The organism is Cryobacterium sp. TMT1-19 (assembly GCF_004403055.1).
Taxonomy (GTDB): Bacteria; Actinomycetota; Actinomycetes; order Actinomycetales; family Microbacteriaceae; genus Cryobacterium; species Cryobacterium sandaracinum.
In genome coordinates, this window is record NZ_SOHB01000014.1 from 16,122 (window position 1) to 40,089 (window position 23,968).

Below are 23,968 nucleotides of genomic sequence, written 5' to 3' on the forward strand. Positions count from 1 at the left end.
AGTGATTGTGTTTTTCTGCTTCGGCTCGGGCGTGTCCTCGACGGGCAGTGCGGCAGAAAAAAGCCCGCCTGGCGGTGCGGAGCAGGGCTGCACGCACAGGCCGGCCCATCAATGCCGCGACGCCGCCGGCCAGGACGACGGCCCGCATCAGATCCCCACCGAAAAAAGTTGCGCTGCTGAAGGGGAAAATCTGAGCCCGCGGCGCAACCACGTCGATTGGGGGGTGATGTTCCGCGCGGCGTGCAGCATCCCAACGGTGGCCGGGCACCCGCGCACCGACGGCAGACAGCCGCACCGGCACGCGAATGCATGAAACGATGGAATTGTCCGGTACCGGCCCAGCTTCGTCAACCTAGTCCGGCGATCAACGGGAGGCCACGAAATGGCAAGAATCTACACCAGAACCGGCGACGCCGGCAGCACCGGGATGCTTCATGGCGGCAGGGTCTCCAAGGGTGATGAACTCATGGACGCGGTCGGCGACATCGACGAAGCGGTGTCTGCCCTCGGTCTGGCGCGAGCGGGATGCGCCGAGCCCGAGCATGCCGCGATCCTGTTCCGCGTGCAGCGCGATTTGTTCGTCGTCGCAGCCGATCTGGTCGTGAACCCGGCTCACCGCGACCGCCTCGTCCCGCGCATATCGCTGGTCGTTCCGGACATGGTCACGGAGCTGGAGAGAATCATCGACGGGCTGGTGACCGCCCGGCCGCTGCGGCCGGTTTTCCTCATCCCCGGGTCGACGCCCACCGAGGCCGCCATCGATCTGGCCAGAACGGTGGTGCGGCGGGCCGAGCGGCACACGGTGCGGGCCGGTGTGGTCGGGCATCCGGTCAGCGACGACGCGCGGCACTACCTCAACCGGCTCTCCGACCTGCTCTACGTGCTTGCCCGGCACTCGGCGGGCCCCGAAACAGAGCCTGCCAGCCACGACTGAGGACGACTCAAAATTGAATTCTCTCCCTCGCCGGTTCCTCCTCCGCTTAGCCTCAATACCGTTCATTTAAGCGTTTGAGTGGTGATTTCTGGCTCGTGGAGGGGTTGTGGCCAGTGCGCGTGGTGGAAGCGTTTGGCGGGCCACTTCGAGACCTTGCGTTTGATGACGCGAGGGTGTGATCGCCGTCGTCGCGCCGGGTTCAGGCGCCGGACGAGGGCGAGGATGGCGTGGCGCCAGACCGCTTTGGCGTGGTCAGGCTGCGGAGGTGGAAAAAGCGCCCTGGGCCACGGAACGGCGGGCGATGCGGAGTGCGGCAACGAAAGAGACCCGGTCGGGGTCACGGCGAGCATGCTGGGCGGCCCCAACCATGAGCGTGCGGATCGCGTAGTGGCAACAGAGGTGCCCCCAGATTCCCGTCGCGTCCAGGCCGCGCTCAGCGAAGCCCAACCGCGCTCCGGCGTAGCCGTGACCGAAGCCAACCTGGCCCACCTGCCACGGCTGGTCGCCGAGCACGTCCGTCGCTCCGGGGCAGTCGGTCAACCCCGGGTGTCTTCCCTGCGCGCCAATATTCACGGCCGGATACGTGCCAGCGCCACGTCGCGATGGATGACTTACACCGGTGAGCAGGTCAACACCTACGGGCCCGCGCCCAGCCGGTTGTTCTGGATGGACGCCACGATGTTCGGCCTGCCGGTCGACGTCCTCCACGTCCTCGTCGGGCGCACCGCCACCATGCGCGTCAAGCTGTGCTCGATGCTGCCGATGGCAAATGCTGCAGGGCCGGAGATGGATCGGGCCGAAACCGTGACACTGTTCAACGACCTCTGCATCCTCGCCCCCGCGGCGTTCATTGACGCCCCAATCGTCTGGCAGCCCCTCGACGACAGCCATGTCCGCGGGGTTTTCACCAACGGTGCGCAGACCGTGACCGCCGACCTGACCTTCTGCGACGGCGACCTCGTCGACTTCATCTCCGACGACCGGATGAGCACCACCCCGGACGGCTCCACCTTCACCCCTTAACTCTGGTCGACACCCGTGAGCGACTACCGAGCTTTCGGCACCCGGCGACTCGCCACCCGCGGCGACGGCCGTTGGCATCCCACTGCCCCCCCGTGACCAGTTCGTCTACTTCGAATACAACCAATACACCATCACCTACAACCCCGACGCCACAGCGGCCGGCGCGCCAGCCCGAGTTCGAAGGTCGGTCTAGTACACCAAACGGGTCTCGTTGCGCACCGTGTTCGCTCGCCCTCGTGGTAGCTGGAGCCTCCGGGAATCCTAAGGCCGCATATCCGGTGGCATCAGTGATGAGACATCCGTCACCAAGTCCACGCACCGAGAGAACGGGTTCATGTCGGGGTTCGCCACACCGCCGGTGGTCGAGATTGTCCGTGTTTTTGCCAGGCTCAATCACAGGCACGACGTGCCCGATTGCCGTGGGTATAGGTTGGGGAAATGGGGGTGTCGTTTTCGATCGACCGGGTGAGTACCGACGATCTGATGTCGCTGGCAACCGAGCGTGGAGCCTCGCCACTGCAGGTAGGTGCCGTGCTGATCATCGACACGGCTGACGTGCTCGGTACGGGGACTGGGCTCGATGTCGAGCGGGCTGTCGACCTTCTCGCCCAGCGTCTACCGGGCGTGCCGCGCCTACGGCAGAGGCTCGTGCCCGCGCCGTTCGGCTGCGGACGTCCGATCTGGGCGGACGATGCCGATTTCGACGTGACCCAGCACGTGAGCGTCGTCCCCTGCCCGGCCCCCGGGGGCGAGCAGGCGGTACTCGATCTAGCCGCAGTGCTGCTCGTCACTCCGCTGCCGCGCACCCGTGCGCTCTGGGCAGCCACTCTTGTCACCGGAGTAGCGCGGCACCAAGCCGCGTTGATCGTCGTCTTTCACCACGTGCTCGCCGACGGCGTGGCTGGCCTGGTCGTGCTGGGCGGGCTCGTCGACCAGTCGGACGCTACCGGGACGCCCAGGGCCGTGGGCCCGAAGACGCGTGAATCCGATTTCCCGCGGCCGCAAGCATCCATTCGCCAGCTCGCCATCGACGCCTGGACCCGCCGGCTAGGTTCACTGCGAGCTCTCCCCGCTCTGCTGCGCCGCCTCCTTGATGCGGCCCGGGAATTGCGGTCGGTGCGGTGGACGCGCCTGAGGTCAACCTCGCTCAACCGACCGACCGGCCCGCGACGAAGCCTCGCTACGGTCACGGTGGCGCTGGACGAAATCCGCAACGCCGGTCACGCCCAGAAAGCCACGGTCAACGACGTCGTGCTCACCGCGATCGGTGGCGCACTGCACCGGCTCCTCGCGTTGCGCGACGAGGCTGTCGACCGGTTCATCGTCTCGGTGCCGTTCTCCGAGCGGCGCGCCACGACGCACGGAGACCTAGGCAATCGCAGCGGGGTTATCCCGATCCGGGTACCCGGCGTCGGCGCCGCGGAAAGTCGATTGCGATTCGTAGCAGAGGGGACCCGGAAGGCCAAACGGTCGTCGCCCGGTGCGACGACCGCCCTGCTCGGCCCGTTTTTCCGGGTGCTCGCGCAGCTGGGACTATTCCAATGGTTCGTCGACCGGCAGCGTCTAATCCACACCTTTGTAAGCAATTTGCGCGGGCCAGAACAGCGACTCTCAATCTTTGGCTGCCCGGTCACCGCGATTGTCCCGCTGAGCGCCGCGACGGGAAACGTGACCGTCTCATTCACTGTGCTCTCATACGCAGGCGATCTCACGATCACTCTCATCGCCGACCCCGATGCTTGCCCCGACTTGGCCACGCTGCAGGGTCTGCTCGCCGAGGAGCTAGCAGAGCTCGCCAGGTGAGCCTGTCGCCCTCGTCGATCTCAGCAAAGAGAGGCGGTTACTGCACCCTGCGGGGCGAGCGCTCCTACGCCGAACTCTCCTGCCACTGGCCAAGGCCCTGCACGAAGGTTCTACTGAGGCAATTTGGGAAAGTCGCGTCGGGGCCGCTGCCGGGTAACGTTCCGACGAGACCGCCCAGGATGCGCCGGTCGATCGCGACGAGTCGCCCGAGTCCCCGCAATAAATTCCTTGGCCGACATTCAGCCCTAGAAGCCGGGCACGTCGGGAAGAAACTACTGCGGGCGCGGGTTGTGCCATCCACCAATAACGTTGTTCCCGACGATCTGCACGACGCCAATGGTCGGCCGGGCGAGTCCGGTCAGCATCTAATGGGATTCAATCCTCGCAGAACCCCTAGCGGATACGGAGCGAGGGAGAGTTCCATCGGCCGAGTCTCTGTTGCGCGCAGTTGGCCTACGCGCAACAAAGCCCCGCAAACGGCTTATCCGATTAGTTCCACGCCTGGTCTCGGAAATCGCTGATACCGTGCTCGCTCCGGCTCTTCAGCGCCAGCGTGAGCAGATGAATCAGATCGCGAAACCCCCGCTACCGGCGTCGGGTACTTGAACACTCGGCCCGTCCAGCCTGCTGGGCTCATCCGGCAACGAACGCGCCAGCCATGAGGTCAATTTCGCTTTCCGGGATGTTGAGTCGGCGGGCTTCCACGACCCACCCGGAGACAGCGGCCTTGACTTCTAATAGCAATGCGACGGCGTCTTTCACACGGAAGTACCGAGCCACGTCTAGGAGGGCGGCGGTGTCCGCGAAAAAGGTGTCGTAGTCGATGGACGTGGACAACTCCTTGGGTCCCGCTGCCGGGTTGGGGTTGAGGTCGAACGCGGGAGACAAGTCCCAGCTGCGTGTGGTGTCCGACCGGAGGAACCCGTGGTTTCTGAGATGGTCGTCGGTGTTAGAGATCAGGATTGAGAACGCGATCCGGCGCCACAGCTCGCGAAGGTCACGCGTCGCAGATGAGGATGACTGCTCAATGACCTCGGCGATTTCCAAGTAGCTGCGGTGCTCGCCGTCAACTGCTTCGAGCATCGTCATAGCGCTCACATATCCGATGCGACGATCCCCGACTCTGTCGAACCTGTTGAGCAGCAGCACGTTCCGGCCTGCGACACTCATCAATTCACTGCGCGGCGTTCGAATGCCTGCCCGGCTGGCCAGCGTCAGAGCGAGCTGCTCCCACGCCATGACGTCCCATTCGTCGGAGGCAACACGGGGGAACTTCGCAATGAGCAATGCACCCCGGCCGTTGACAACGGCAGCTTTGGGCCGGGCACCACCGATAGAGCTTCCCGCACGCAGGAGTAGCCGCAACGATTCGTCATCGGGATGGTCGCTCTCAACAGATTCAACAGCGTGGAGAAGCCTCGACAGGCCGACCAGGTGCGGCACGCTTGCAGCCGCCGGCCCCAGCCAATCAGTGGTCCCCGGATGACGGAACCGGAAGGCGCCCTGACGAAGGTCGTCGCGAACACCGAGCGTGTAATCAAGTTCGCCGAAACTGCGTTCAGCTCCACCGCCTTGTGCGGCACGGTGATGTTCGGATCTTTCGATGAGTTTGCGTCCCCAGCGGTCGGGAGCGCAGTCCGTGAACGCCCCGAAAAGGCGACGCCCGTCCGCAGTGTTGAAAGACCCGGATGAGAGGGGTAGCCCCGGATCGAACGAGTACGCGTCTGGTCTGGCCAGATAATCGATGTCGTAGGTGAAAGTGGCGCTCTCGGAGTTGCGTCGACGATGCGCGTAGACCGTGCCCGCGCGGACGTCGACACCGTCTATTTGCACCCAGACTTCCGCGTCAGACATCGGCCTGTTTCTTCGGCCGGCTCTGACGCACACGCTGCGGGAGAACTTCCTCGGAGCGAAGCCGGCCGATGTCGCTGCGATAAGGGTCGGCGCTCTCAACGACCGTGTCCATGATTCCAAGTGCCCGGAAGACACGCAGCGCGGTCTCGAGGCTGACGCCTCCCTGCCCCGATTCCAGCTTGTGGAGGGTTGCCCGGCTCATGCCCGCGCGATCGGCGACCTGCGCCGCAGTCAACCCGAGAAGTTTCCGCCACGTCTGAATGTCCATACCAAGTTCACGGAGAGCACGCCGGACGGGGATGGGGGTTAATCGCTTCTCGACCATTGAATCTCCTCCCTAACGCCTATTATTTTATACACTAACGCTTATAAAGCATTTCATACTCTGCATTAGCTTGGTTTTCCGTCTGCGGCGGATCGCAGCGCACCGGACGAGTGTGCCGCGCGTCGGGCGTGTGGCGGGCAGACTCCGGCGCCTTTACGGGCGGAGAGGTTCACGCGTGCCCACATTTGGCAGGAATGTCGGGTGCGGCCCAAACTCACAAGACTCACAAATCGCACAAGACGCACAAGACGCACAAGACTCACAAGGGACTGCCTCGAGTTCAGTTGACTCCAAGGGTGAATGGTTTCAGGCGGCCGAACGAGCCGGGCGAATGGCCCCTTCGATCTCCGCGCAAGCGCCTGATGTCTGGCATCGGCGAAGAGTTTCTTCATCCCGCCGTGGCGGAGCAGAGCCATGTCATCGATCGAGTCCGCGCCGGCGAGCATCCCCGCGACCAACGCGGTGACTTTCAACCCCGCGTTCGCCCCGAAGTACCCCGGCAACGTCAACCACCGGCTGGCAAGCTCGCCCAGGCCTGTGGAGGCGGCCAACATCATCGCAGGGACGAGTCCGGCGGCCGACACGAGATTGGTGTCATCGAAGGACGCTGACAAGGCCGTGGATCTATGGAAAAATTGCATCTACGAGATGCCTTTCGTGTCAGTCGAAATGAACCCTAAGTAAGTTCTACTTTTCCTGATCTGGAAGGCATTCTCTGTTTTACGCGCCGTCAATTCCCCAGCCTCACCGGTGGATTGAGGCTTAGGACACCGTGACCAACACCGGGGGGACCGGCAGGCGAGGTGACGGCGTGCGTCGAGCACCCCAGGTTCGCCGCCATCCGGCACGGTCGGGACCGGATGCCGCCGACAGGCCCCCCGGTGGAACCGTGCGTGCTCGGGCGGTCGGCCGCGCACTGACGTCGGTGAACTCCGGGACCGCAATTTCGTGGTCGATGACCGCACCATCGGCGATGAAAGCCCCACGGCCGATGTCCGTGTTGCTGGCCAGGCGCGCCTCGTTTCCGACAATCGCATCGGCTCCGATATGCACGTTCGCGCCGACGAAGACCCGCGCGCCGATGATCGCCCCGTGGTCGATCCAGCTCCCCTGCCCGATCCACGATTCAGGCCCGACCTGGGCGTCACTTTCCACATACGTTGCGCTCGACACGTAGGCGCTCGGGTTCACCTGGGCACCGGGCGACACCAGTCCACGCCCGTTCTCGTGACGCCGGTACTTCGTCACCTGGCCCTTCTCGAGTTCCACTTCCACACTCATTCTTGCCACTAGCAGTCTCCTCGATCTCATCGTACGATTCATTAAAAGGATAACTCTGCTTTTAATAAACTGTCCAGGAAAGTTTCCCGGCGATCACGGCGCGGGCGCCGCAGCGGCCCGCCCGAATCATCCGTCGATGTCGCCAGGCTAGACGGCGCTGGACGGCTCCCACAGGTTGATGCCCATGTCGACGGCGTGCTCGTCGATCGCCGTGATCTCGGCGTCGGTGAACGCGAGGTTGTCGATCGCGGCGATGTTCGTCTCCAACTGCTTCACCGAGGAGGCGCCGACGAGCGCCGTGGTGACGGTTTCGCGTCGCAGCACCCACGACAGGGCGAGCTGGGCGAGCGACTGACCGCGGGCATCCGCGATCTCGGTCAGGGCACGGATGCGCCCCACCGTCTGGTCGTTCACCATCTCGCGGCTCATCGAGCCGGCCTGCGAGGCTCGGGACCCCTCGGGCACCCCGTTCAGGTAGCGGTCGGTGAGCAGCCCCTGCGCCAGCGGGGAGAAGGCGATGCAGCCGACGCCGAGGTCGTCGAGGGTGTCGAGCAGTCCGTCTTCGACCCACCGGTTGAACATTGAGTAGGAGGGCTGGTGGATCAGCAGCGGCGTACCCATCTCGGCGAGGATCGCGGCGGCCTGCCGGGTGCGCTCGGGCGAGTACGAGGAGATGCCGGCGTACAGCGCCCGGCCGCTCGTGACGGCCGTATGCAGCGCGCCCATGGTCTCTTCGAGCGGGGTGTCCGGGTCGGCCCGGTGGGAGTAGAAGATGTCGACGTAGTCCAGGCCCATCCGGCCGAGGGACTGGTCGAGGCTCGAGAGCAGGTACTTGCGCGAGCCGAAGTTGCCGTACGGGCCCGGCCACATGTCGTAGCCGGCCTTGGTCGAGATGACCAGTTCGTCGCGGTGCGGGGCGAAGTCCTGAGCGAGGTGCACACCGAAGTTGCTCTCGGCGCTGCCCTTGGGCGGCCCGTAGTTGTTGGCCAGGTCGAAGTGGGTGACGCCCAGGTCAAAGGCGCGGCGCAGGATGGCACGCTGCGTCTCCATCGGCGCGGTGCCGCCGAAGTTCTGCCAGAGGCCCAGCGAGATGGCGGGAAGTTTGAGGCCGCTGCGACCGGTGCGGCGGTAGGGCATGGAGTCGTAACGGGTGTCTGCGGGAAGGTACGTCATTCCTTCAGACTCGCACAGTCGGCTGGGTAGCCCTCTGCCCCACTGATCCGCCGTGTCATCCGTTCGGCCGATGCGCGGCTCCCCCGCAACCCTGCGAAGATCGAAGCTCCCCCCTTCTTTCGTCCCGTTCCCCACCCCCTGGAGTGTTCCCCCGTGTCTCCCCGCCTCTTCTACCGCACCATCGCCATCGCTGAGGCGGTGACCTGGACCCTCCTGATCGGCGGCATGCTGCTGAAATACGTGGCGGATGCCGGCGGCACCCCGGTGCGGATCGCCGGCTCCCTGCACGGGTTCGTCTTCATCAGTTACGCCCTGACCGCCGTGCTGGTGGGCCTGAACCAGCGCTGGCCGGTCCGGCTGATGGTGCTCGCCGTCGCCACGGCGATCGTGCCCTACGCGACGGTGCCGTTCGACATCCGTCTCGACCGCACCGGCCGGCTCGACGGCGACTGGCGCCGCGTCGCCACCGACGACCCGCGCGACCACACCTGGGTGGGCACGCTGCTGCGCTGGATGCTGAACCGTCCGGTGATCCTGGTCAGCAGTTTCGCCGTGGCCGCGGTGGCGATCATGACGGTGATGCTGTCGTTGGGTCCTCCCGGCGGGCGCAGCTAGCGGGCGGCCAGGCCGCTGCCAGGCTATAGCCGGGCGGCCTCGGAACCGGCGCTGGAGCGGCGCGGCGGGTAGACTCGTTAGGTCAAGCATTCGTTATCTCTGGGAGAACGCCACTCGTGACCGCTGTTACCACCACACCCTCCCGCGGCATTGCCGACACCGTTGCAAACGCGATTGCGACGCCCGAGAAAGAGCAGCCGTTCGACGCGCTGGGGCTGACCCCGGGCGAGTACGCCGAGATCCGACAGATCCTCGGCCGCCGCCCCACGAGCGGCGAGCTCGCGATGTACTCGGTGATGTGGAGCGAGCACTGCTCCTACAAGAGTTCGAAGAAGTACCTGCGCTCGTTCGGCGAGAAGGTCTCCCCCGCCATGAAAAAGAACCTCATGGTCGGCATGGGCGAGAACGCCGGCGTGCTGGATGTCGGCGAGGGCTGGGCGGTCACGTTCAAGATCGAGTCGCACAACCACCCCTCCTACATCGAGCCGTTCCAAGGTGCCGCGACCGGCGTCGGCGGCATCGTGCGCGACATCATCTCGATGGGCGCCCGCCCCGTCGCCGTGATGGACGCCCTCCGGTTCGGACGTCTCGACGACCCCGACACCGCCCGCGTCGTGCACGGCGTCGTGTCCGGCATCTCCTTCTACGGCAACTGCCTCGGCCTGCCCAACATCGGCGGCGAGACCTGGTTCGACAAGGTCTACCAGGGCAACCCGCTCGTCAACGCGCTCTCCGTGGGCGTGCTGCGCCACGAGGATCTGCACCTCGCCAACGCCACCGGCACCGGCAACCAGGTGGTGCTCTTCGGAGCCCGCACCGGCGGCGACGGCATCGGCGGGGCATCCATTCTCGCCTCGGACACCTTCTCCGAAGGCGGCCCCACCAAACGCCCCGCCGTGCAGGTCGGCGACCCGTTCGCCGAGAAGGTGCTGATCGAGTGCTGCCTCGAGCTCTACCGCGAGAAGCTCGTCGAGGGCATCCAGGACCTGGGCGCCGCAGGCATCTCCTGCGCCACCAGCGAGCTTGCCTCCAACGGCGACGGCGGCATGTTCATCGAGCTCGACAAGGTGCTGCTGCGCGACCCCGCCCTGACGGCCGAAGAGATCCTGATGAGCGAGAGCCAGGAACGCATGATGGCCGTCGTCACCCCGGAGAAGCTCGCCGGTTTCCTCGCCGTCACCGCCAAATGGGATGTCGAGACCAGCGTGCTCGGCGAGGTCACCGACTCCGGCCGGCTCATCATCGACTGGCACGGCGAGGAGATCGTCAATGTGGACCCGCGCACCGTCGCGGTCGACGGGCCGGTCTACGACCGCCCGGTCGCCTACCCCACCTGGCTCGACGCGCTGCAGGCCGACAGCGCCTCCGCGCTGCCCCGCCCGACCTCACCCGAGGTGCTGCGCGAGCAGTTCCTGGCCTTGCTCGGCTCGCCGAACCTGGCCGACCCGAGCTGGATCACCGACCAGTACGACCGCTACGTGATGGGCAACACGGCCCTCTCGTTCCCCGACGACGCGGGCATGATCCGGATCGACGAGGAGTCGGGCCTCGGCTTCGTCATCGCCACCGATGCGAACGGCCGTTATTGCCAGCTCGACCCGTACCGCGGCGCGCAGCTCGCTCTTGCCGAGGCCTACCGCAACGTGGCCGTGACCGGCGCGGTGCCGGTCGGCATCAGCGACTGCCTCAACTTCGGTTCGCCGGAGAACCCCGAGGTGATGTGGCAGTTCGCCCGGACCGTCGACGGTCTGGCCGACGGATGCCTGGCGCTCGAGATCCCGGTCACCGGCGGTAACGTGTCGTTCTACAACCAGACCGGCGACCAGCCGATCCACCCGACCCCTGTGGTCGCCGTGCTCGGCGTGATCGACGACGTCGCCCGCCGCGTGCCCAGCGGCTGGCAGGACGACGGCCACAACATCTACCTGCTCGGCGTGACCCGCGAGGAACTGGACGGCTCGGCCTGGGCCGAAGTCATCCACGACCACCTGGGCGGGCTGCCGCCCGTCGTCGACCTGGCCGGCGAAGCCGCCCTGGCGGGGCTGCTGCACGCGGCGTCGATCGAGGCGCTCATCGACAGCGCCCACGACCTCAGCTCGGGCGGGCTGGCGCAGACGCTGGCCGAAGCGGTGCTTCGGTTCGGGGTCGGAGCCCGCGTGTGGCTCGGCGACATCTGCGAGCGCGACGGGATCGACGCATCCGTCGCCCTGTTCTCGGAGTCGGCCGGGCGCGTGATCGTATCGGTTCCTCGGGAAGACGACGTGAAGTTCCTCGGCCTCTGCGAAGGGCGGGGCTACCCGGTGCTGCGCATCGGCGTGACGGACTCGACCTCGGCGAGCCTGGAGATCCAGGACCACTTCACGGTGTCGCTCGCCGACTTGCAGACGCGTCACCGCAGCACCCTCCCCTCCCGTTTCGCGCAGTAGGGGTTCCTCCTCCGCCCGTTCTCCCGCTCCCCTCCGACCGACCGACCCCGTTTCGCCCCTGCGTGCGACCAATCGGCCGCCATCGCCGGGATCAAAGTGGCACTTTCCGCGCACGAACGAGCGCCTGCGGTCGGCGCCTGTGGATAGAGCACCGTGCGAATCGCAGCGGGTGGCATCATCGTGCGATGAGAACGCCTTCTGAGCTGCCGGCCGGGCTCGGTGATGGGCCGTTTTCCGTCGCCGACGCTCGACAGTGGGGAGTCAATTCCGGGCGACTGCGGCGCAGCGACCTCGCGCGGCCCTTCCACGGCGTGCGGGCGCCTGTGGGGCGCGGCCCGTCACCGGCCCCCATCAGCGACGCGGACAGCTGGGCCCGGATCCGTGCAGCAGCGCGCACCCGGGCCTATGACTACGCGGTGCGGATGCCGTCAGATCAGTTCTTCAGCCACGCGACGGCCGCGCTTCTCCACGGCCTGCCTCTCCCCGCGCGACTCCTCGAGCGGTCAATCGTGGATGTCGGCACAAGCATTCGGACCCGGCGCCGCCGGGGCAAGGGCGTGCGCGGACATCTGATTCCGCTGGGCCGGGTGCGCGTCGTTTCGGTGGGACACCTCGCCGTCGCTTCAGCGGTCGACGCGTGGGTCCAGCTGTCGACGGTCCTCACCCTCGATGAGTTGATCATCATTGGCGACTCCCTCGTGCGCCGACAGCGGCCTCCGGCCACGATGGCGGAACTTCACGTGGCCGTTGCACGGCACGCGGGCTTGCCCGGTGCCTGTCGTCTCCGCGAGGCCCTCGCCCTGGTCCGTCCGCGCACCGATTCTGCAAAGGAAACAGTGCTGCGACTTCTCATCGTGCGGGCAGGCCTGCCGGAGCCGGAAGTGAACCTGACCCTCGTCAATCGATACGGCGCCTTCATGGCCTTGGGTGATCTCGCCTACCTGCGCTACAAGGTCCTGATCGAGTATGACGGCGGGCAGCACCGCGAAGACGAACGACAGTTTCACCGCGACATCGACCGGCTGGACGAGCCCATGGAAGAAGGGTGGCGGGTCATCCGTGTCAACAAATCCCACTCTCCCCGTGCGATCATCGCCCGAATTCGCACCGCCCTTCTCGATCGCGGTTGGATCCCCTAAATCCCACCTCCAGCCCCACACCCTCTCCAGGAGGTCGCGTGCGCTAGAAACGCCGTCATTCCCCATTGCATGGCGGCATTTTGAGCGCACGCGGGGCCGTGCAGCGGGGCGCCCGCTAGATCGAGAAGGGGGCGCCGAGGTGGAGCTCCGAGCGTGACCAGAGCGACTCTGCGACCGCGGGGTCGAGCGAGGTGCGCGTGGGCTCCTGCAGCGTCGGCAGGCCGCGCGTGAGATAGCGAGGGCCGTAGTAGTCGCCGCCACGGGCATCCGGGTCGACGGCCGCACTCACCGTGGGCCAGGCCCCGGCGTCCTTGCCTTGAGCACCGAAGGACTGCAGGGTGTCGGCGAACCGGCTCGCACGCGACGGCTGATTGACCCCGCGGATGCCCGGCGTCAGACCCGAAATCGAGTAACCGGGGTGTGCGACGAGGCTTTGCACCCCGTCAGTGCCGCCGGCTCCGGCCGCCCGCAGCCGTCGATCGAGCTCGAAGCCGAACACCTGCATGGCGATCTTCGACTGCGCGTAGGCCTTCCACCGGTTGTAGCCGGACTCCAACTGCAGGTCGAGCAGCGGCGAGTCCAGCAGCCGCGAAATCATCGAACCGAGCGCGACGACCCGGCTGCCGGGCGTGCGCCGCAGAGCCGGCAGCACCCGCGCGGTGAGCGCGAAATGGCCGAGGTAGTTGGTCGCGAAGACGAGTTCGTGCCCGTCGGGGCTCAGCTCGCGCGTGCGCGGCGGGTGCACGATGCCCGCGTTCAGGATCAGCCCATCGATCCGCGGCAACTCCAGCAGCGCGTCCGCGGCACGGTGCACCTGGGTGAGGTCGCTCAGGTCCAGCGGTATCGCCGACACGGATGCCCCGGGCACCCGGGCGTGGATGGCCGCGACCGCGGCTTCCGTCTTCGCGAGATTGCGGCAGGCCAGCACGACGTGGGCGCCCGCGGCGGCGAGTTGCTCGGTGGTGAAGTAGCCGAGGCCGGCGTTGGCGCCGGTGACGACGAAGGTCTTCCCGAACTGGGCCGGAAGGGCGCGCGCCGCCCCGGGGAGCGCGGAGGTCTGAGAAGTCATGAGGTGGCCGGCGACGTGGTGGCGGAAGAATCGGGGCTGGTGCCCACGACCGGCCGTGCGACATCCGTTCGTGCCCCCGCAGTTCGCGGCGCGGACCCGTTCGCCGACTCGGTGCCGGCGATCTTCTCGTGGTGGTGGATGACCTCGGCGATGATGAAGTTCAGGAACTTCTCGGCGAAGGCCGGGTCGAGCCGAGCCTCCTCGGCCAGTCCGCGCAGTCGCTGGATCTGCAGCAGCTCCCGCTCGGGGTCGGCGGGGGGCAGGCCGTGCGTGGCCTTGAGCCGTCCGACCTGCTGGGTGAACTTGAACCGTTCCGCCAGCAAGTGGATCAGCGCGGCGTCGATGTTGTCGATACTCTGACGGATGCTGCCCAGTTCGTCGATCGCTTCCTGCCCCGCGCCGGCGGGCAATTCCTCGTGTGCAGCCATGGTTCGACGATACCGTTTCGCGCGCGGTGACCGCACGACCGGCACTGCCCGCCGTCTTCGATGGAGGCCGCGGGCTACCACCCGGAAGCGGCCACCCGCTTCAACGCATTCCACGCCCGCTCCGCCGAGGTCGACAGTTCCGGTCGACTTCGCCCGGCGCGCGAGTCGATCTCGACCGGAAGTGTCGATTCCGGCGCCATACCGGTCGCCATTAACTCCGTGACCGCTGCAGCGGCGCGGGCGACTCCGCCGACCCGGACGACCCGGACGACCCAGACGACTCCGCCGGCCGGGCCGCCCTCACCGGCCGCGCCAACCGCCGCGCCGACCCCGCCCACCCAGGCAAGCGCAGCCGCCGCTGGGTCAGCAGGATGCCGAGCAGCACCAGCGCCGCCCCGGCCGGCTCGTGCCACGAGAAGGTCTCCGAGAGCACGAGCACCCCCAGCAGCACCCCGACGACGGGTGTGACATACGTCACCGTCGACGCGTTCGTCGGTCCCCAGGCGCGCAGCACGTTGATGTGCCAGATGTAGGCCACGCCAGTGCCGAGCGCGCCGAGAGTGAGCAGTCCGGCCACGATCGGCACGGTCAGTGCCACCGGATGCGCCGCCACCACCGGGGTGGCCACAAGCATGATCGCCCCGGCGATGCCGATGTTCAAGAACGCGAAAGTCGCGGGGGCGATCGGCCGGCCGCTCAGGAACCGGCGGGTGTAGCCGAACGTGAAGCCGTAGCAGACCGCCGCGCCCAGGCAGGCCAGCTGGCCCCAGAGGTCGCCGGTCAGGGCCGCGTAGCGCCACGGCGCGATGATCACGACCACGCCGGCGATGCCCACGAGGATGCCTGCCACCTGCCCGCGCGCGAGCCGCTCCACCCGGAACGCGAGCGTCGCCATCACCGCGGTCATGATCGGCGTCACGGCGTTGTAGATGCTGGCCAGACTCGACGACACGTACTGCTCCGCCCACGCGAACAGAAGGTGCGGCACGACGCATCCGGTGATCGCGATCACCAGGAAATGCAGCCAGACCACCTTCTCGCGCGGCAGCACCGGCCCATTGGCCACACGCGGACGGCTGACCAGCACGATCAGGCCGAGCGTGAAACCGCCGAGCACCAGCCGCGACCACGCCACCTGGCCGAACGTGACCCCCTCGAGGGCCACTTTCATGAACAGGAAACTGGATCCCCAGACCACACCCATGCCCAGGAACTGCAGGGTGACCCGGGTTCGTCCGGCGGCGGGAACGTCTCTCACCTGCCGACTGTACCGCGCCCCGCCGACACTCCGCACGGACGCGCTCGACCGCGGCCCGCAGCACGCGCCGGAGCACGCCGGAACGCGCCGGGGCGCGCCGGAGCACGCAAACGGGCATCCGGCGGTGCCGCCGTCAGGCCACGTCTCTCGTCTCGAGCGGCCGCACCCGGTACTGAACCGAACGCGCGCCGTACCCGTCGAGCCGCGCCCGCAGCCCGGCCCGCACCCGAGGCCACTCGCTGTCGAGGATCGAGTAGATCACGGTGTCCCGCCAGCTGCCGTCGGCCCGGCGCCGCTCCCGGCGGATAATCCCCTCATACGTGGCCCCGATGCCCGCGATGGCCGCGCAGGACCGCGCGTTCATCACATCCGCCTGGATCTTCACCCGCCCGAACCCGTGGTCGAAGGCCAGCCCGAGCAGTAGTAGCTTCGTCTCCGCGTTGACGGCGGTGCCCCAGACCCGCGGATCGTAAGCGGTCCAGCCCACGTGGGCCGACTCGTGTTGCAGGTGCAGGTCGCCGAGCGTGGACATGCCCACGAGGTCACCGGCGTGCGGGCCGCCGGCCAAGCGCACCGCGTAGGGCAGTCCCGCCCAGTGAACGTAGGCATCCGCCCAGTCGGTGAACTCGGCCGGGTTCGTGCGGAGCCCGCCCGGGCCGCCGCCAAAACCGCCGTCGAAAACCATTGGATGCGCGATCGCGCCGTGCAGCTCGGACAGCAGCGCACGGGTGAGAGGTTCGAGCCGCACATAGTGGCCCACGATGGCGATGCTCTGAGGTCGTTCGGCAGTCATGCCGACACTGTGGCAGCGCCAGGTTGCCACCGAATGAACGGCAGCGGTCAGGTCGGCGCGAACGAATTCGACGGAGATTTTGGCGAAACCGGATGCCGCGGACCGGTTTTCGTCCTCCAGCAGCAAAATCTCCGTCGGATTCGTCAGGGCACCACCGGGCGGAGGCCTTCAGCACCGCCCGCAGCCCGCCGTTCACAGCCCGTGGCCCACAGCCCGCAGACCGCCGCCCACAGCCGCGCTTGCCTCAGTCGACGAGATCGTGGCGCGAGATGATCTCCTCACGGCCGGGACCGACGCCGATCGCCGAGATGCGGGCGCCGCTCATCTTCTCGATCGCGAGCACGTAGGCCTGCGCGTTCCGCGGCAAGTCCTCGAAGGTGCGGGCGCCGGTGATGTCATCGGTCCAGCCGGGGAAGTCCTCGAAGATGGGCTTCGCGTGATGGAAGTCGGACTGCGACACGGGCACCTCGTCGAAGCGCACGCCGTCGACGCTGTACGCGACGCAGACGGGAATCGTGTCCAGGCCGGTCAGCACGTCGAGCTTGGTCAGCACGAAGTCGGTCACCCCGTTGATGCGGGCCGTGTAGCGGGCGACGGGCGCGTCGTACCAGCCGCAGCGGCGCGGGCGCCCCGTGGTGGTGCCGAACTCGAAACCGTTGGCGCGCAGGAACTCGCCCGACTCGTCTAACAGTTCGGTCGGGAACGGGCCGGCGCCGACGCGGGTCGTGTACGCCTTGACGACGGCGATGATCCGGTCGATCCGGTTCGGGCCGATGCCCGAGCCGGTCACGGCGCCGCCGGAGGTCGCGTTCGAGGAGGTGACGAACGGGTAGGTGCCGTGGTCGACATCCAGCATCGTGGCCTGGCCGCCCTCGAAGAGCACGGTCTTTCCGGCGGTGAGGGCCTCGTGCAGCAGCAGGGCGGTGTCGGCGACCATCGGGCGCAGACGCTCGGCGTAGCTGAGCAGGTCCCGGACAATTTCGTCGACCGTGATCGCGCGACGGTTGTAGACCTTGACCAGCAGGTGGTTCTTCTGGGCCAGGGCACCCTCGACCTTCTGGCGCAGGATGTTCTCGTCGAACAGGTCCTGCACGCGGATGCCGACGCGGTTGATCTTGTCGGCGTAGGTCGGGCCGATGCCACGGCCGGTGGTACCGATCTGGCGCTTGCCGAGGAAACGCTCGGTGACCTTGTCGACCGTGCGGTGGTACTGGGTGATGATGTGAGCGTTGGCGCTCACCTTGAGTCCGGACACGTCCACGCCGCGGGAGATCAGCGCGTCAAGTTCTTCGAAGAGCACCTCAATGTCGACGACCACGCCGTTGGCGATGATCGGCGTGACACCGGCGGTGAGGATGCCCGACGGCAGCAGGTGCAGCGCGTACTTCTCGGTGCCGATGACCACGGTGTGGCCAGCGTTGTTTCCGCCGTTGAATTTGACCACGTAGTCAACCCGGCTGCCGAGGAGGTCGGTGGCCTTGCCCTTGCCCTCGTCGCCCCACTGGGCTCCGATCAGAACGATCGCTGGCATTTAGTTTTCTCCTCGGATAAAGAACGCCTCGGTGGGCGGGGCCGGGTCGGTGGCCCGGTAGCCGTCCGGTGTGATGGTCTCCTGATCAAGGCGGCTGATCACCGTGGGATCGGCGCCGTTCAGGAAGGTGGTGAGACGGTCGAACTCGTTCTGTTCATTGATCTCGCCCGCGGCCCGGCGCAGCGCATAGAGCGCCCGCAGGACTCCGCGGTTGGGTTCGTGGGTCCAGCGCACCGGGCCCTGGCCGTGCCAGCCTGCCTTGCGGAGCGCGTCGAGGCCGCGGTGGTAGCCCACGCGCGCATAGGCATAGGACTCCAGGGTTCGACCCTCGAGGTGCGTGGCGTCGGCCAGCACGGCCCACGCCAGGGAGGACGTCGGATGGGCCTCCGCCACGCCGGAAATGCTGCCGCTATCGGCTCGGCGGAGCGCCTCGATCACCTCCGGTTCCGCGGGAAGAAGGGTCTCGGGCTGCTTAATCAAATTGTCGCCGGTCACACTCGATCCTAACAAGGCCCGGACCGCTCCTCGCCGAACAGGCCGCCGGAGAGGGAACCGAGGATGGCCGCGGCGACCTCGTCCCGCGGCCGGTCCGGTTCGAAAACGAGCCATTCCAGGCCCGCCATCAGCACGGCGCCGAACACGCTCGACGCCATCAGACCGCAGGTCGCGTCGGCACGGCTGCCCGGCTTCGCCTCCGCGATCGCGTCGGCGAACACGGCGAGGGCCTCGTGCCGCAGCGCAAAGAGCGTCTTCTGCCAGGTGCGGTCGGTGCGGAAGATCTCCGCCGCCATCAGCTTGGACAGTGCTGTGTTCGCCGCGATCCGGTCGAGAAGCGCGCGCACCAGCGCCTCGAGGGCCGCGCTGCCGTGCAGGCCGGCCGACGCGGCGCGGAGGGTCTCGGCGAGCGCGCCGACCCCCTCCTGCAGCAGTTTCTCGAACAGTTTGTCTTTGGAGCTGAAGTTGTAATACAGGCTGCCCTTGGCCACCCCGGCCCGCTCGGCGACCTCATCCATCGTGGTGCCGCTGATGCCCCTGGTCGCGGCCAGCTCCAGCGTGGCGTCGAGGATGGCGCGTTTCGTTCCGGTGGCGCGTGCCATTGGAGTTCCTTTCCACGGGCAGGTTCGGTGCCGGCAGGTTCGGTTCGGTGCCGGGGCCGCGCTAGATGGTCAGTTCGGGGTGCAGCCGGCCCACGGTCCAGATCCGCTGGCGGCCGGCGCTCCAGGCGCTGATCGCGATCGAGCCGACCAGCATCACGGCGAGAACGGCAACCGAAACCCACAGTCTAGAGTCGATGCCTCCGGTGATCAGTTCGCGCAGCCCGGTCACGACGTACGACGCCGGCATGAACGGATGCAGCACCTGGAAGAACACGGGCGTGGTCTCCACCGGATAGGTGCCGCCCGACGAACTCAGCTGCAGCATGAGCAGCACGAGGCTGACCACGCGGCCGGCCGCGGTGCCGAGCAGGATGATGAACATCTGCTGCAGAGCCAGGAAGGCGAGCGTCGTCAGGTAGAGGAACGCGCTCATCCCGAACCAGTGTTCGGGCTGCAGGCCGATGCCGTAGACCAGCACGAGCACCATGATCACGACCTGGGCGAGCCCGATGGCCATCGCCGGCAGGAAGCCGGTCATGGTCGAGCGCAGCCCGGAGGCGGCGCTTGCGAGGGCCCGGGTAGGCAGAGCCCGCAGGATCAGCCAGGTGATCAGCCCGCCGACGAAGGTGGCCAGGGCCAGGAAGAAGGGTGCGAACCCCTCGCCGAAACTGTCGGAGGCGTTCTCCCACTTCTGCACGAGCGTGACCGGGCTGGCGATTACGGCCGTCTTCTCTGCAATCTGGTCCGCGGTGAGGTCGGGGGCACTTTGCCCGCCCGTGGTGAGGGAGTCGGCGAGGGTGCCGCTGCCGACGGCGAGTTCGGCGGCGCCGGTGTTCAGGCTCGCGCCTCCGTCGACGAGCTGCCGGGTGCCGTCGGACAGTGACCCCGTGCCCTCGCTCAGCAGCTCGCTGCCGGCGAGTACGGAGTCTGCCCCGGAGGCCGCGGTGGCGGCCCCCTCGGCCAGGGAGGACGCGCCGGCCGAGAGTTGCCCGGCACCGGTGGCCACCTGGGCGGCGCCGGAAGCCCCGGCGATCAGCTTGCCGGAGAGTTCCCCGGCTCCGGTGGAGAACTGGTCGCTGAGCCCGGCATAGGTCTGGGTCTGGGTGAGCGCGCCTTGGGCACCCGCGTTCACGGCGCCGGCGCCGGCGCCGAGGTGCTCCACGGCCGGCAGGAACGCCGACGCGGGGGTGCCTTCCGGTGCCGCCTGCATCTGCAGGAGCAGGTCGTGCAGTCCGGTCGACACCGAGGCGGTACCGCCGGCGAGCGTGCCGGTTCCCGCGGCGATCTGGTCGGCGCCGTCGGCGAGCTGCACCGATTTCTCGGAGAGGGTCGCGGCACCCGTGGCGGCGGCCTGCATCCCTTCGGACACCTGCACGGTGCCGTTGGAGAGGGTCACCGAGGAGCCGGCGAGCGCCCGGGCGCCGTCGGACAGCGTGTCCAGTCCGGTCGCCAGGGTGCCGGCGCCGTCGGTGAGGCGCGCAACGCCGTCGTCGAGGGTGAGCGCTCCCTCGGCAAGGGCATCGAGGCCGACCAGGAGGGAGTCGGTCCCGGCCGACACTGTGGTGAGCCCGTCGAACAGCCGGCCGGCGCCACCCGCTGCCGAACGGATGCCGTCACCGGCCTCATTCACCCCCACCAGGAGCGCATTGACGGTCTGGTCGCCGATCTCGGTGGCGACCGCGTCCCGCAGTTGAACCATGGCCTGCTTGCCCATGGTGGTGGCAAGAAAACTGTTGCTGTCGTTGTAGTCGACCTGCACGTTGGCCGAAAGCGGGGTGTCGGTGCCGGCGGAGACGGCGCTGGCCGAGAAGTCGCTCGGGATGGTGACCGAGAAGTAGTAGTCGCCGTCCCTGACGCCCGCGGCGGCATCCGCCCCGTTCGTCACGGTCCAGCCGAGCTCGTGGCCGTCGACCAGCTCGTCAACCAGATCCTGGCCGGCGGTGACCGGTTCGCCGTCCCGGCTGGCGCCGGCGTCTCCGTTGACGAGCGCCACGGGGAGGTGGTCGAGTTCGTGGTCGGGCGCCCAGAAGGCCCAGAGGTAGAGCGCCCCGTAGATGAGCGGGATGAACATGAGCACGACGAGGGCGATCTTGGGCATCTTGCCCTTGCCGAAGCGGTGCAGCTCGGTGCCGGAGGAGAGGAAGGCGAACATTCAGCGGGTCTCCTGATTCAATGGGACGGCCGGGGTCATCCCGGCCTTGGTCATCACGACAACGGCCGGGTCGATGCCGAGCTCGGCCCACATCTCGGTTTCGGGCGCGGTCGCGGACGCGATCACGCTGGTTCCGGCGGCGGCGACACAGGCGAGGCGCTGCCAGAGGATGCGCCGGGACTCCGGTGCGTGCACCTGCTCGACCTGGTCGAAGAAGAGGATGCTCGGCTCGTTCATGACCGCGAGCGCGGCCCGCAGCAGCACGGTCTGCACCTCATTGAGGTCCCAGATCACGGTGTCAGCAGCCGGAATCGGCACGGCGCCGAACACGGGGGCGCAGACGCGGCGCACCTCGGTGTCGTCGACCGAGCGGATGAACGCCCACCAGGGGGAGATCCAGGCCGTGCGCTCACGGATTGCGGCGCCGACGGTGACCGATTCCTCGAGGGTGTCGATGTCGTGGAAGCCGGAGATGCCGGTGCGCTTCTGCACCCGGCGGGCCCGGCGGGGCAGCTCGTGGCCAAGCACCTCGAGGGTTCCCTCGCTCGGCTTCATGCGACCGGCCAGGGTCAGCATCAGGCTGGTGCGGCCGCTGCCGGTGGGGCCGCAGAGCACGGTGAGGCCGGTGCCGGCCTCAAAGCTCAGGGGCCCGTAAACCGAGCCCCGCTTGAATCGCAGGGCCAGGTCGTGCGCCCTCACTGTCGACTGCACGTCGATCCTCTCGTTTGTACTGACTAGTCAGTATAGAACAAGAGATCGACGTGCCGCGTGCCTAGGCTCAGGCCGGCGCGCCCCGGGTGCCGCCCGGACGGTGACGTGGCCTTCGCCACGTTGAACGCCGTTCTGGCCGCGGCTAAGACTCCGGAGTACCGGATGCTGCGCGACGACGCGGGAATGTCACCGCATCGCCGCGGCTGGGAAGCTTCGCGAGCTCGGCCTCCGCGGGGGTGGGAGCTTCGGCCGGGGCCGGGAGGGTCGACCAGCGCAGCAGAGCGGCGGCGCTCGTCTCCGCCGGAAGCTCCCCGGGAGACACCACCATCACCCGTGCATCCGTCAGCATCGCCGCACGGATCAGCGCGTCGGCGGCCGGCACCGAGCCGAGCTCACTTGCGCCGAGGGCATCGGCCGAGGTGGCTGCCAGCCACGGCTCGCGGTCGAGGGCGATCAGAGTCGTCCCCGCCATCCGGTCCGGGGCCAGCATCAGCACATCGACCTGGCCCTGCTGCAGGGCCCGCACCACGGCCGCGAAGTCGAGCTCGCAGAGGCCGCTGCCCTGTCCCGTCCCCAGCCGCTCGAGGGCGTCGTGCTCCTCCTGCGCGAGAATCGCCGCGAGGTGGCGATTGAGGTCACCTTCGAGTTCCTCCTGCGTGGCACCACCCGGGCGGGTGTTCGTGGGAACGACGTGCAGCACCTCGCGGCTGGCGGGAGAGAGCTGGTCGACGAGCAACTGGCGGGCACGCACGTCGCCGGTGAGCACGAGCAGCTCAGCCTTACTGTCCCGCACGACCTCGTCGATCGCGGCGGCGATCTGGCCCTCGTTGCGCTTCCACACCTCCTCGGTGCGGTGCTGATAGCGCCCGTTCGCGAGGAAGTCGTCTTCGGAACCCACCTTCGTGAGAAACTCCGTGTCGCCCTCCACCTTCACCTTGGAGACCGGGTGCGAGCGGCTGAGCCGGTAGAGGGTGACCTCGCCGCCGTCGCGCCCGGCCTCGGCCACCACGTACCTGAGGTCCCGTGGGCGGTGGATCAGCAGGGGGATCAGAGCGGGCACCGGCCCGTAGGAGACCAGCAACTCGCCGAGCGGCTCCCCGGAGAGCACCTCGTTGAATTCGACCACGCCCTGCCGCACGAACATCAGCCTGCCTATCGGACCGCCCACGCCCGGCGGCTCCTCAATCAGCTCGATGATGGTGCTGATGTCGATCTCCGGGGCACCGGCATCGGTCAGCGCCTCCCGCAGTGTGCGCTGGCGCAGGGAGGAGGTGCGCCGGGGGTTCTGCGCATCCTGGGTCACGTCAACGTAGGCACTCGACACCGAACCGGATCGACGGTATAAGTCCGCGAGCCCCTCATTACCGAAATCAGCCATTGCGGAGTCCTTTCTGTGGCAGTTTGTCTACCACGGTATCCCCGGGTTCCGGCGTTCACAACCCTGCCGGGACGGTCCAGCGGAGCGGAAAAGCTGCCCCTCTCCGGTCGTTACAGGGCGGTCTGCTGGTGCGTCGCGACGCACCAGCCGCCGTCGGCGAATACGTAGGTCGTGGCCGCGTTCGCCTCGATCACCTCGTCGCCGCGGTGGGCCAGGAGCCGGTAGACGAGCACCCCGGCGTGTTCGTTCTGGCGCACCACGGCCGGCTCGCGGAGCTGGTAGCTCGTGATGGCGGGCATCTCCTTGAAGAAGGCGATCGCTTCGTTGCGGGTGACGATCCTGCCCGGCAGGATCAGCAGTCCGTCCGCGGTCATCGTTCGCCGGTAATAGTCTCCGCCGCGGCCGGCGAGAATCGCCTGCCACCCTTCGTGCTCTTCGTGAAGGAGGCGGGCGGGCAGATCGTCAGTGATCGCAGTCATGACCCAACGCTAGCCCCTCAAAGCAGCGACTGAGCCGCTGGGGGTGGGACTGAGTTCTGGATCTGCGGCCGGGCGAGCCGCCCGTCAGTACGGCGCCGGGTCGAGCTCGGGATCGGGCTCGAACTCAGCCGCAGGGGTGCGCGGTTCCGGTGCGGGTCTCGGCACAGGCGACGCCGAGCGGATGACCGTGGCCGGCTCACTCACGAACGTGCGCCCGGTCGGCGACGTCCACTCAAGCGTGCCGCCACCGAGGTGCAACACCCGCCACCCGGTCTCGCTCTTCAACGCATGACACGCCGGACACAGATGCGCGAGGTTGTCGTGCGCGATCAGGCCGTCGAACTGCCAATCCAGGGAATGGTCCAGGTCGCAATGCGCCGCCGACCGGTTGCAGCCCGGGAACCGGCAGGTTTTGTCTCGCACCCGGAGGAACCGTTTCAGGTCTTCCGGGACCGCGTACCGGTCCCGGCCTACCGACAGCACCGCCCCCGTCTCCGGC

21 protein-coding genes and 4 pseudogenes are annotated in these 23,968 nt (G+C 67.6%); 7 read left to right on the plus strand and 18 right to left on the minus strand.

Translation table 11 applies throughout. The features are described from left to right. The first annotated feature begins 1 nt into the window (after position 1). Together E3T40_RS03435 and E3T40_RS03440 are read left to right on the plus strand one after the other, a co-directional pair. Complete coding sequence (locus tag E3T40_RS03435) at positions 2–313, plus strand: hypothetical protein (protein ID WP_134542651.1); 312 nt, start codon at positions 2–4, stop codon at positions 311–313. A gap of 69 nt (positions 314–382) precedes the next feature. Next, positions 383–934, plus strand: a complete 552-nt coding sequence (locus tag E3T40_RS03440; RefSeq protein WP_104169567.1) for a cob(I)yrinic acid a,c-diamide adenosyltransferase — start codon at positions 383–385, stop codon at positions 932–934. Positions 935–1,186: 252 nt separating this feature from the next. Here the strand turns inward: E3T40_RS03440 and E3T40_RS03445 are convergent. Next, positions 1,187–1,345, minus strand: a pseudogene (locus E3T40_RS03445) (IS4 family transposase); the annotation flags it as partial. On the opposite strand from E3T40_RS03445, the gene E3T40_RS17495 reads away from it, so the two are divergent. Continuing rightward, complete coding sequence (locus E3T40_RS17495; RefSeq protein WP_370287861.1) at positions 1,283–1,957, plus strand: DUF6544 family protein; 675 nt, start codon at positions 1,283–1,285, stop codon at positions 1,955–1,957. The pseudogene E3T40_RS03445 and the gene E3T40_RS17495 sit on opposite strands and share 63 nt — an antisense overlap. A 438-nt stretch (positions 1,958–2,395) precedes the next feature. Next, entirely contained in the window at positions 2,396–3,760 is a 1,365-nt protein-coding gene (locus tag E3T40_RS03455; RefSeq protein WP_104169564.1) for a wax ester/triacylglycerol synthase domain-containing protein, read from the plus strand. A 633-nt stretch (positions 3,761–4,393) separates the two neighbouring features. Here E3T40_RS03455 and E3T40_RS03460 read toward each other — a convergent pair. From E3T40_RS03460 to mgrA, 5 genes and pseudogenes are all read right to left on the minus strand, one after another. Next, complete coding sequence (locus E3T40_RS03460; protein ID WP_134542653.1) at positions 4,394–5,614, minus strand: type II toxin-antitoxin system HipA family toxin; 1,221 nt, start codon at positions 5,612–5,614, stop codon at positions 4,394–4,396. Beyond that, positions 5,607–5,939, minus strand: a complete 333-nt coding sequence (locus E3T40_RS03465) for a helix-turn-helix domain-containing protein (protein WP_104169562.1) — start codon at positions 5,937–5,939, stop codon at positions 5,607–5,609. Before E3T40_RS03465 ends, E3T40_RS03460 begins: the two co-directional genes overlap by 8 nt. Before the next feature lie 377 nt (positions 5,940–6,316). Then, positions 6,317–6,580: pseudogene (locus E3T40_RS03470) on the minus strand (IS1380 family transposase); the annotation flags it as partial. A gap of 121 nt (positions 6,581–6,701) precedes the next feature. Continuing rightward, a complete protein-coding gene (locus tag E3T40_RS03475; protein ID WP_233194022.1) occupies positions 6,702–7,220 on the minus strand; it encodes a hypothetical protein in 519 nt (172 codons plus the stop codon). Between the two features lie 147 nt (positions 7,221–7,367). Next, positions 7,368–8,393 (minus strand): L-glyceraldehyde 3-phosphate reductase, encoded by a 1,026-nt coding sequence (gene mgrA, locus E3T40_RS03480; RefSeq protein WP_104169560.1) that lies wholly within the window; start codon positions 8,391–8,393, stop codon positions 7,368–7,370. Positions 8,394–8,546: 153 nt separating this feature from the next. Here mgrA and E3T40_RS03485 point away from each other — a divergent pair, with 153 nt between their 5' ends. The 3 genes from E3T40_RS03485 (at position 8,547) to E3T40_RS03495 (ending at position 12,573) form a co-directional block, all read left to right on the plus strand. After that, entirely contained in the window at positions 8,547–9,008 is a 462-nt protein-coding gene (locus E3T40_RS03485; protein WP_104169559.1) for a DUF3817 domain-containing protein, read from the plus strand. A 116-nt stretch (positions 9,009–9,124) separates the two neighbouring features. Then, complete coding sequence (gene purL / locus E3T40_RS03490) at positions 9,125–11,434, plus strand: phosphoribosylformylglycinamidine synthase subunit PurL (RefSeq protein ID WP_104169558.1); 2,310 nt, start codon at positions 9,125–9,127, stop codon at positions 11,432–11,434. Between the two features lie 185 nt (positions 11,435–11,619). Further along, on the plus strand, positions 11,620–12,573 hold the full coding sequence (locus E3T40_RS03495) for a hypothetical protein (protein WP_134542654.1): 954 nt from the start codon (positions 11,620–11,622) through the stop codon (positions 12,571–12,573). A gap of 115 nt (positions 12,574–12,688) precedes the next feature. On the opposite strand, the gene E3T40_RS03500 is transcribed toward E3T40_RS03495, so the two are convergent. The 12 genes and pseudogenes from E3T40_RS03500 to E3T40_RS16885 all read right to left on the minus strand — a co-directional run. After that, positions 12,689–13,642, minus strand: a complete 954-nt coding sequence (locus E3T40_RS03500) for an SDR family NAD(P)-dependent oxidoreductase (protein WP_104194327.1) — start codon at positions 13,640–13,642, stop codon at positions 12,689–12,691. Between the two features lie 101 nt (positions 13,643–13,743). Beyond that, a pseudogene (locus E3T40_RS03505) lies at positions 13,744–14,070 on the minus strand (chorismate mutase); the annotation flags it as partial. A gap of 211 nt (positions 14,071–14,281) precedes the next feature. After that, positions 14,282–15,274 (minus strand): DMT family transporter, encoded by a 993-nt coding sequence (locus E3T40_RS03510; RefSeq protein ID WP_134542659.1) that lies wholly within the window; start codon positions 15,272–15,274, stop codon positions 14,282–14,284. A gap of 187 nt (positions 15,275–15,461) precedes the next feature. After that, positions 15,462–16,121, minus strand: coding sequence for a GNAT family N-acetyltransferase (locus E3T40_RS03515; protein ID WP_241981654.1), 660 nt, complete (start codon positions 16,119–16,121; stop codon positions 15,462–15,464). A 244-nt stretch (positions 16,122–16,365) separates the two neighbouring features. After that, positions 16,366–17,652: an adenylosuccinate synthase gene (locus E3T40_RS03520; RefSeq protein WP_104194329.1), complete on the minus strand. Its 1,287-nt coding sequence runs from the start codon at positions 17,650–17,652 to the stop codon at positions 16,366–16,368. Continuing rightward, complete coding sequence (locus E3T40_RS16880; protein WP_369828345.1) at positions 17,653–18,147, minus strand: DUF3151 domain-containing protein; 495 nt, start codon at positions 18,145–18,147, stop codon at positions 17,653–17,655. An 8-nt stretch (positions 18,148–18,155) separates the two neighbouring features. Then, positions 18,156–18,749 carry a TetR/AcrR family transcriptional regulator gene (locus E3T40_RS03530; protein WP_104099429.1) on the minus strand — a complete coding sequence of 198 codons (594 nt, stop codon included), beginning with the start codon at positions 18,747–18,749 and terminating at the stop codon, positions 18,156–18,158. Positions 18,750–18,810: 61 nt separating this feature from the next. Beyond that, positions 18,811–20,901, minus strand: a complete 2,091-nt coding sequence (locus tag E3T40_RS03535) for a YhgE/Pip family protein (protein WP_134542655.1) — start codon at positions 20,899–20,901, stop codon at positions 18,811–18,813. Further along, on the minus strand, positions 20,902–21,612 hold the full coding sequence (locus E3T40_RS03540) for an ATP-binding cassette domain-containing protein (protein WP_134542656.1): 711 nt from the start codon (positions 21,610–21,612) through the stop codon (positions 20,902–20,904). Between the two features lie 142 nt (positions 21,613–21,754). Continuing rightward, positions 21,755–22,990, minus strand: coding sequence for a hypothetical protein (locus E3T40_RS03545; protein WP_104169550.1), 1,236 nt, complete (start codon positions 22,988–22,990; stop codon positions 21,755–21,757). Positions 22,991–23,100: 110 nt separating this feature from the next. After that, positions 23,101–23,469, minus strand: coding sequence for a DUF4440 domain-containing protein (locus tag E3T40_RS03550; protein ID WP_104099425.1), 369 nt, complete (start codon positions 23,467–23,469; stop codon positions 23,101–23,103). Positions 23,470–23,553: 84 nt separating this feature from the next. Continuing rightward, positions 23,554–23,968 (minus strand): annotated as a pseudogene (locus E3T40_RS16885) (HNH endonuclease); the annotation flags it as partial.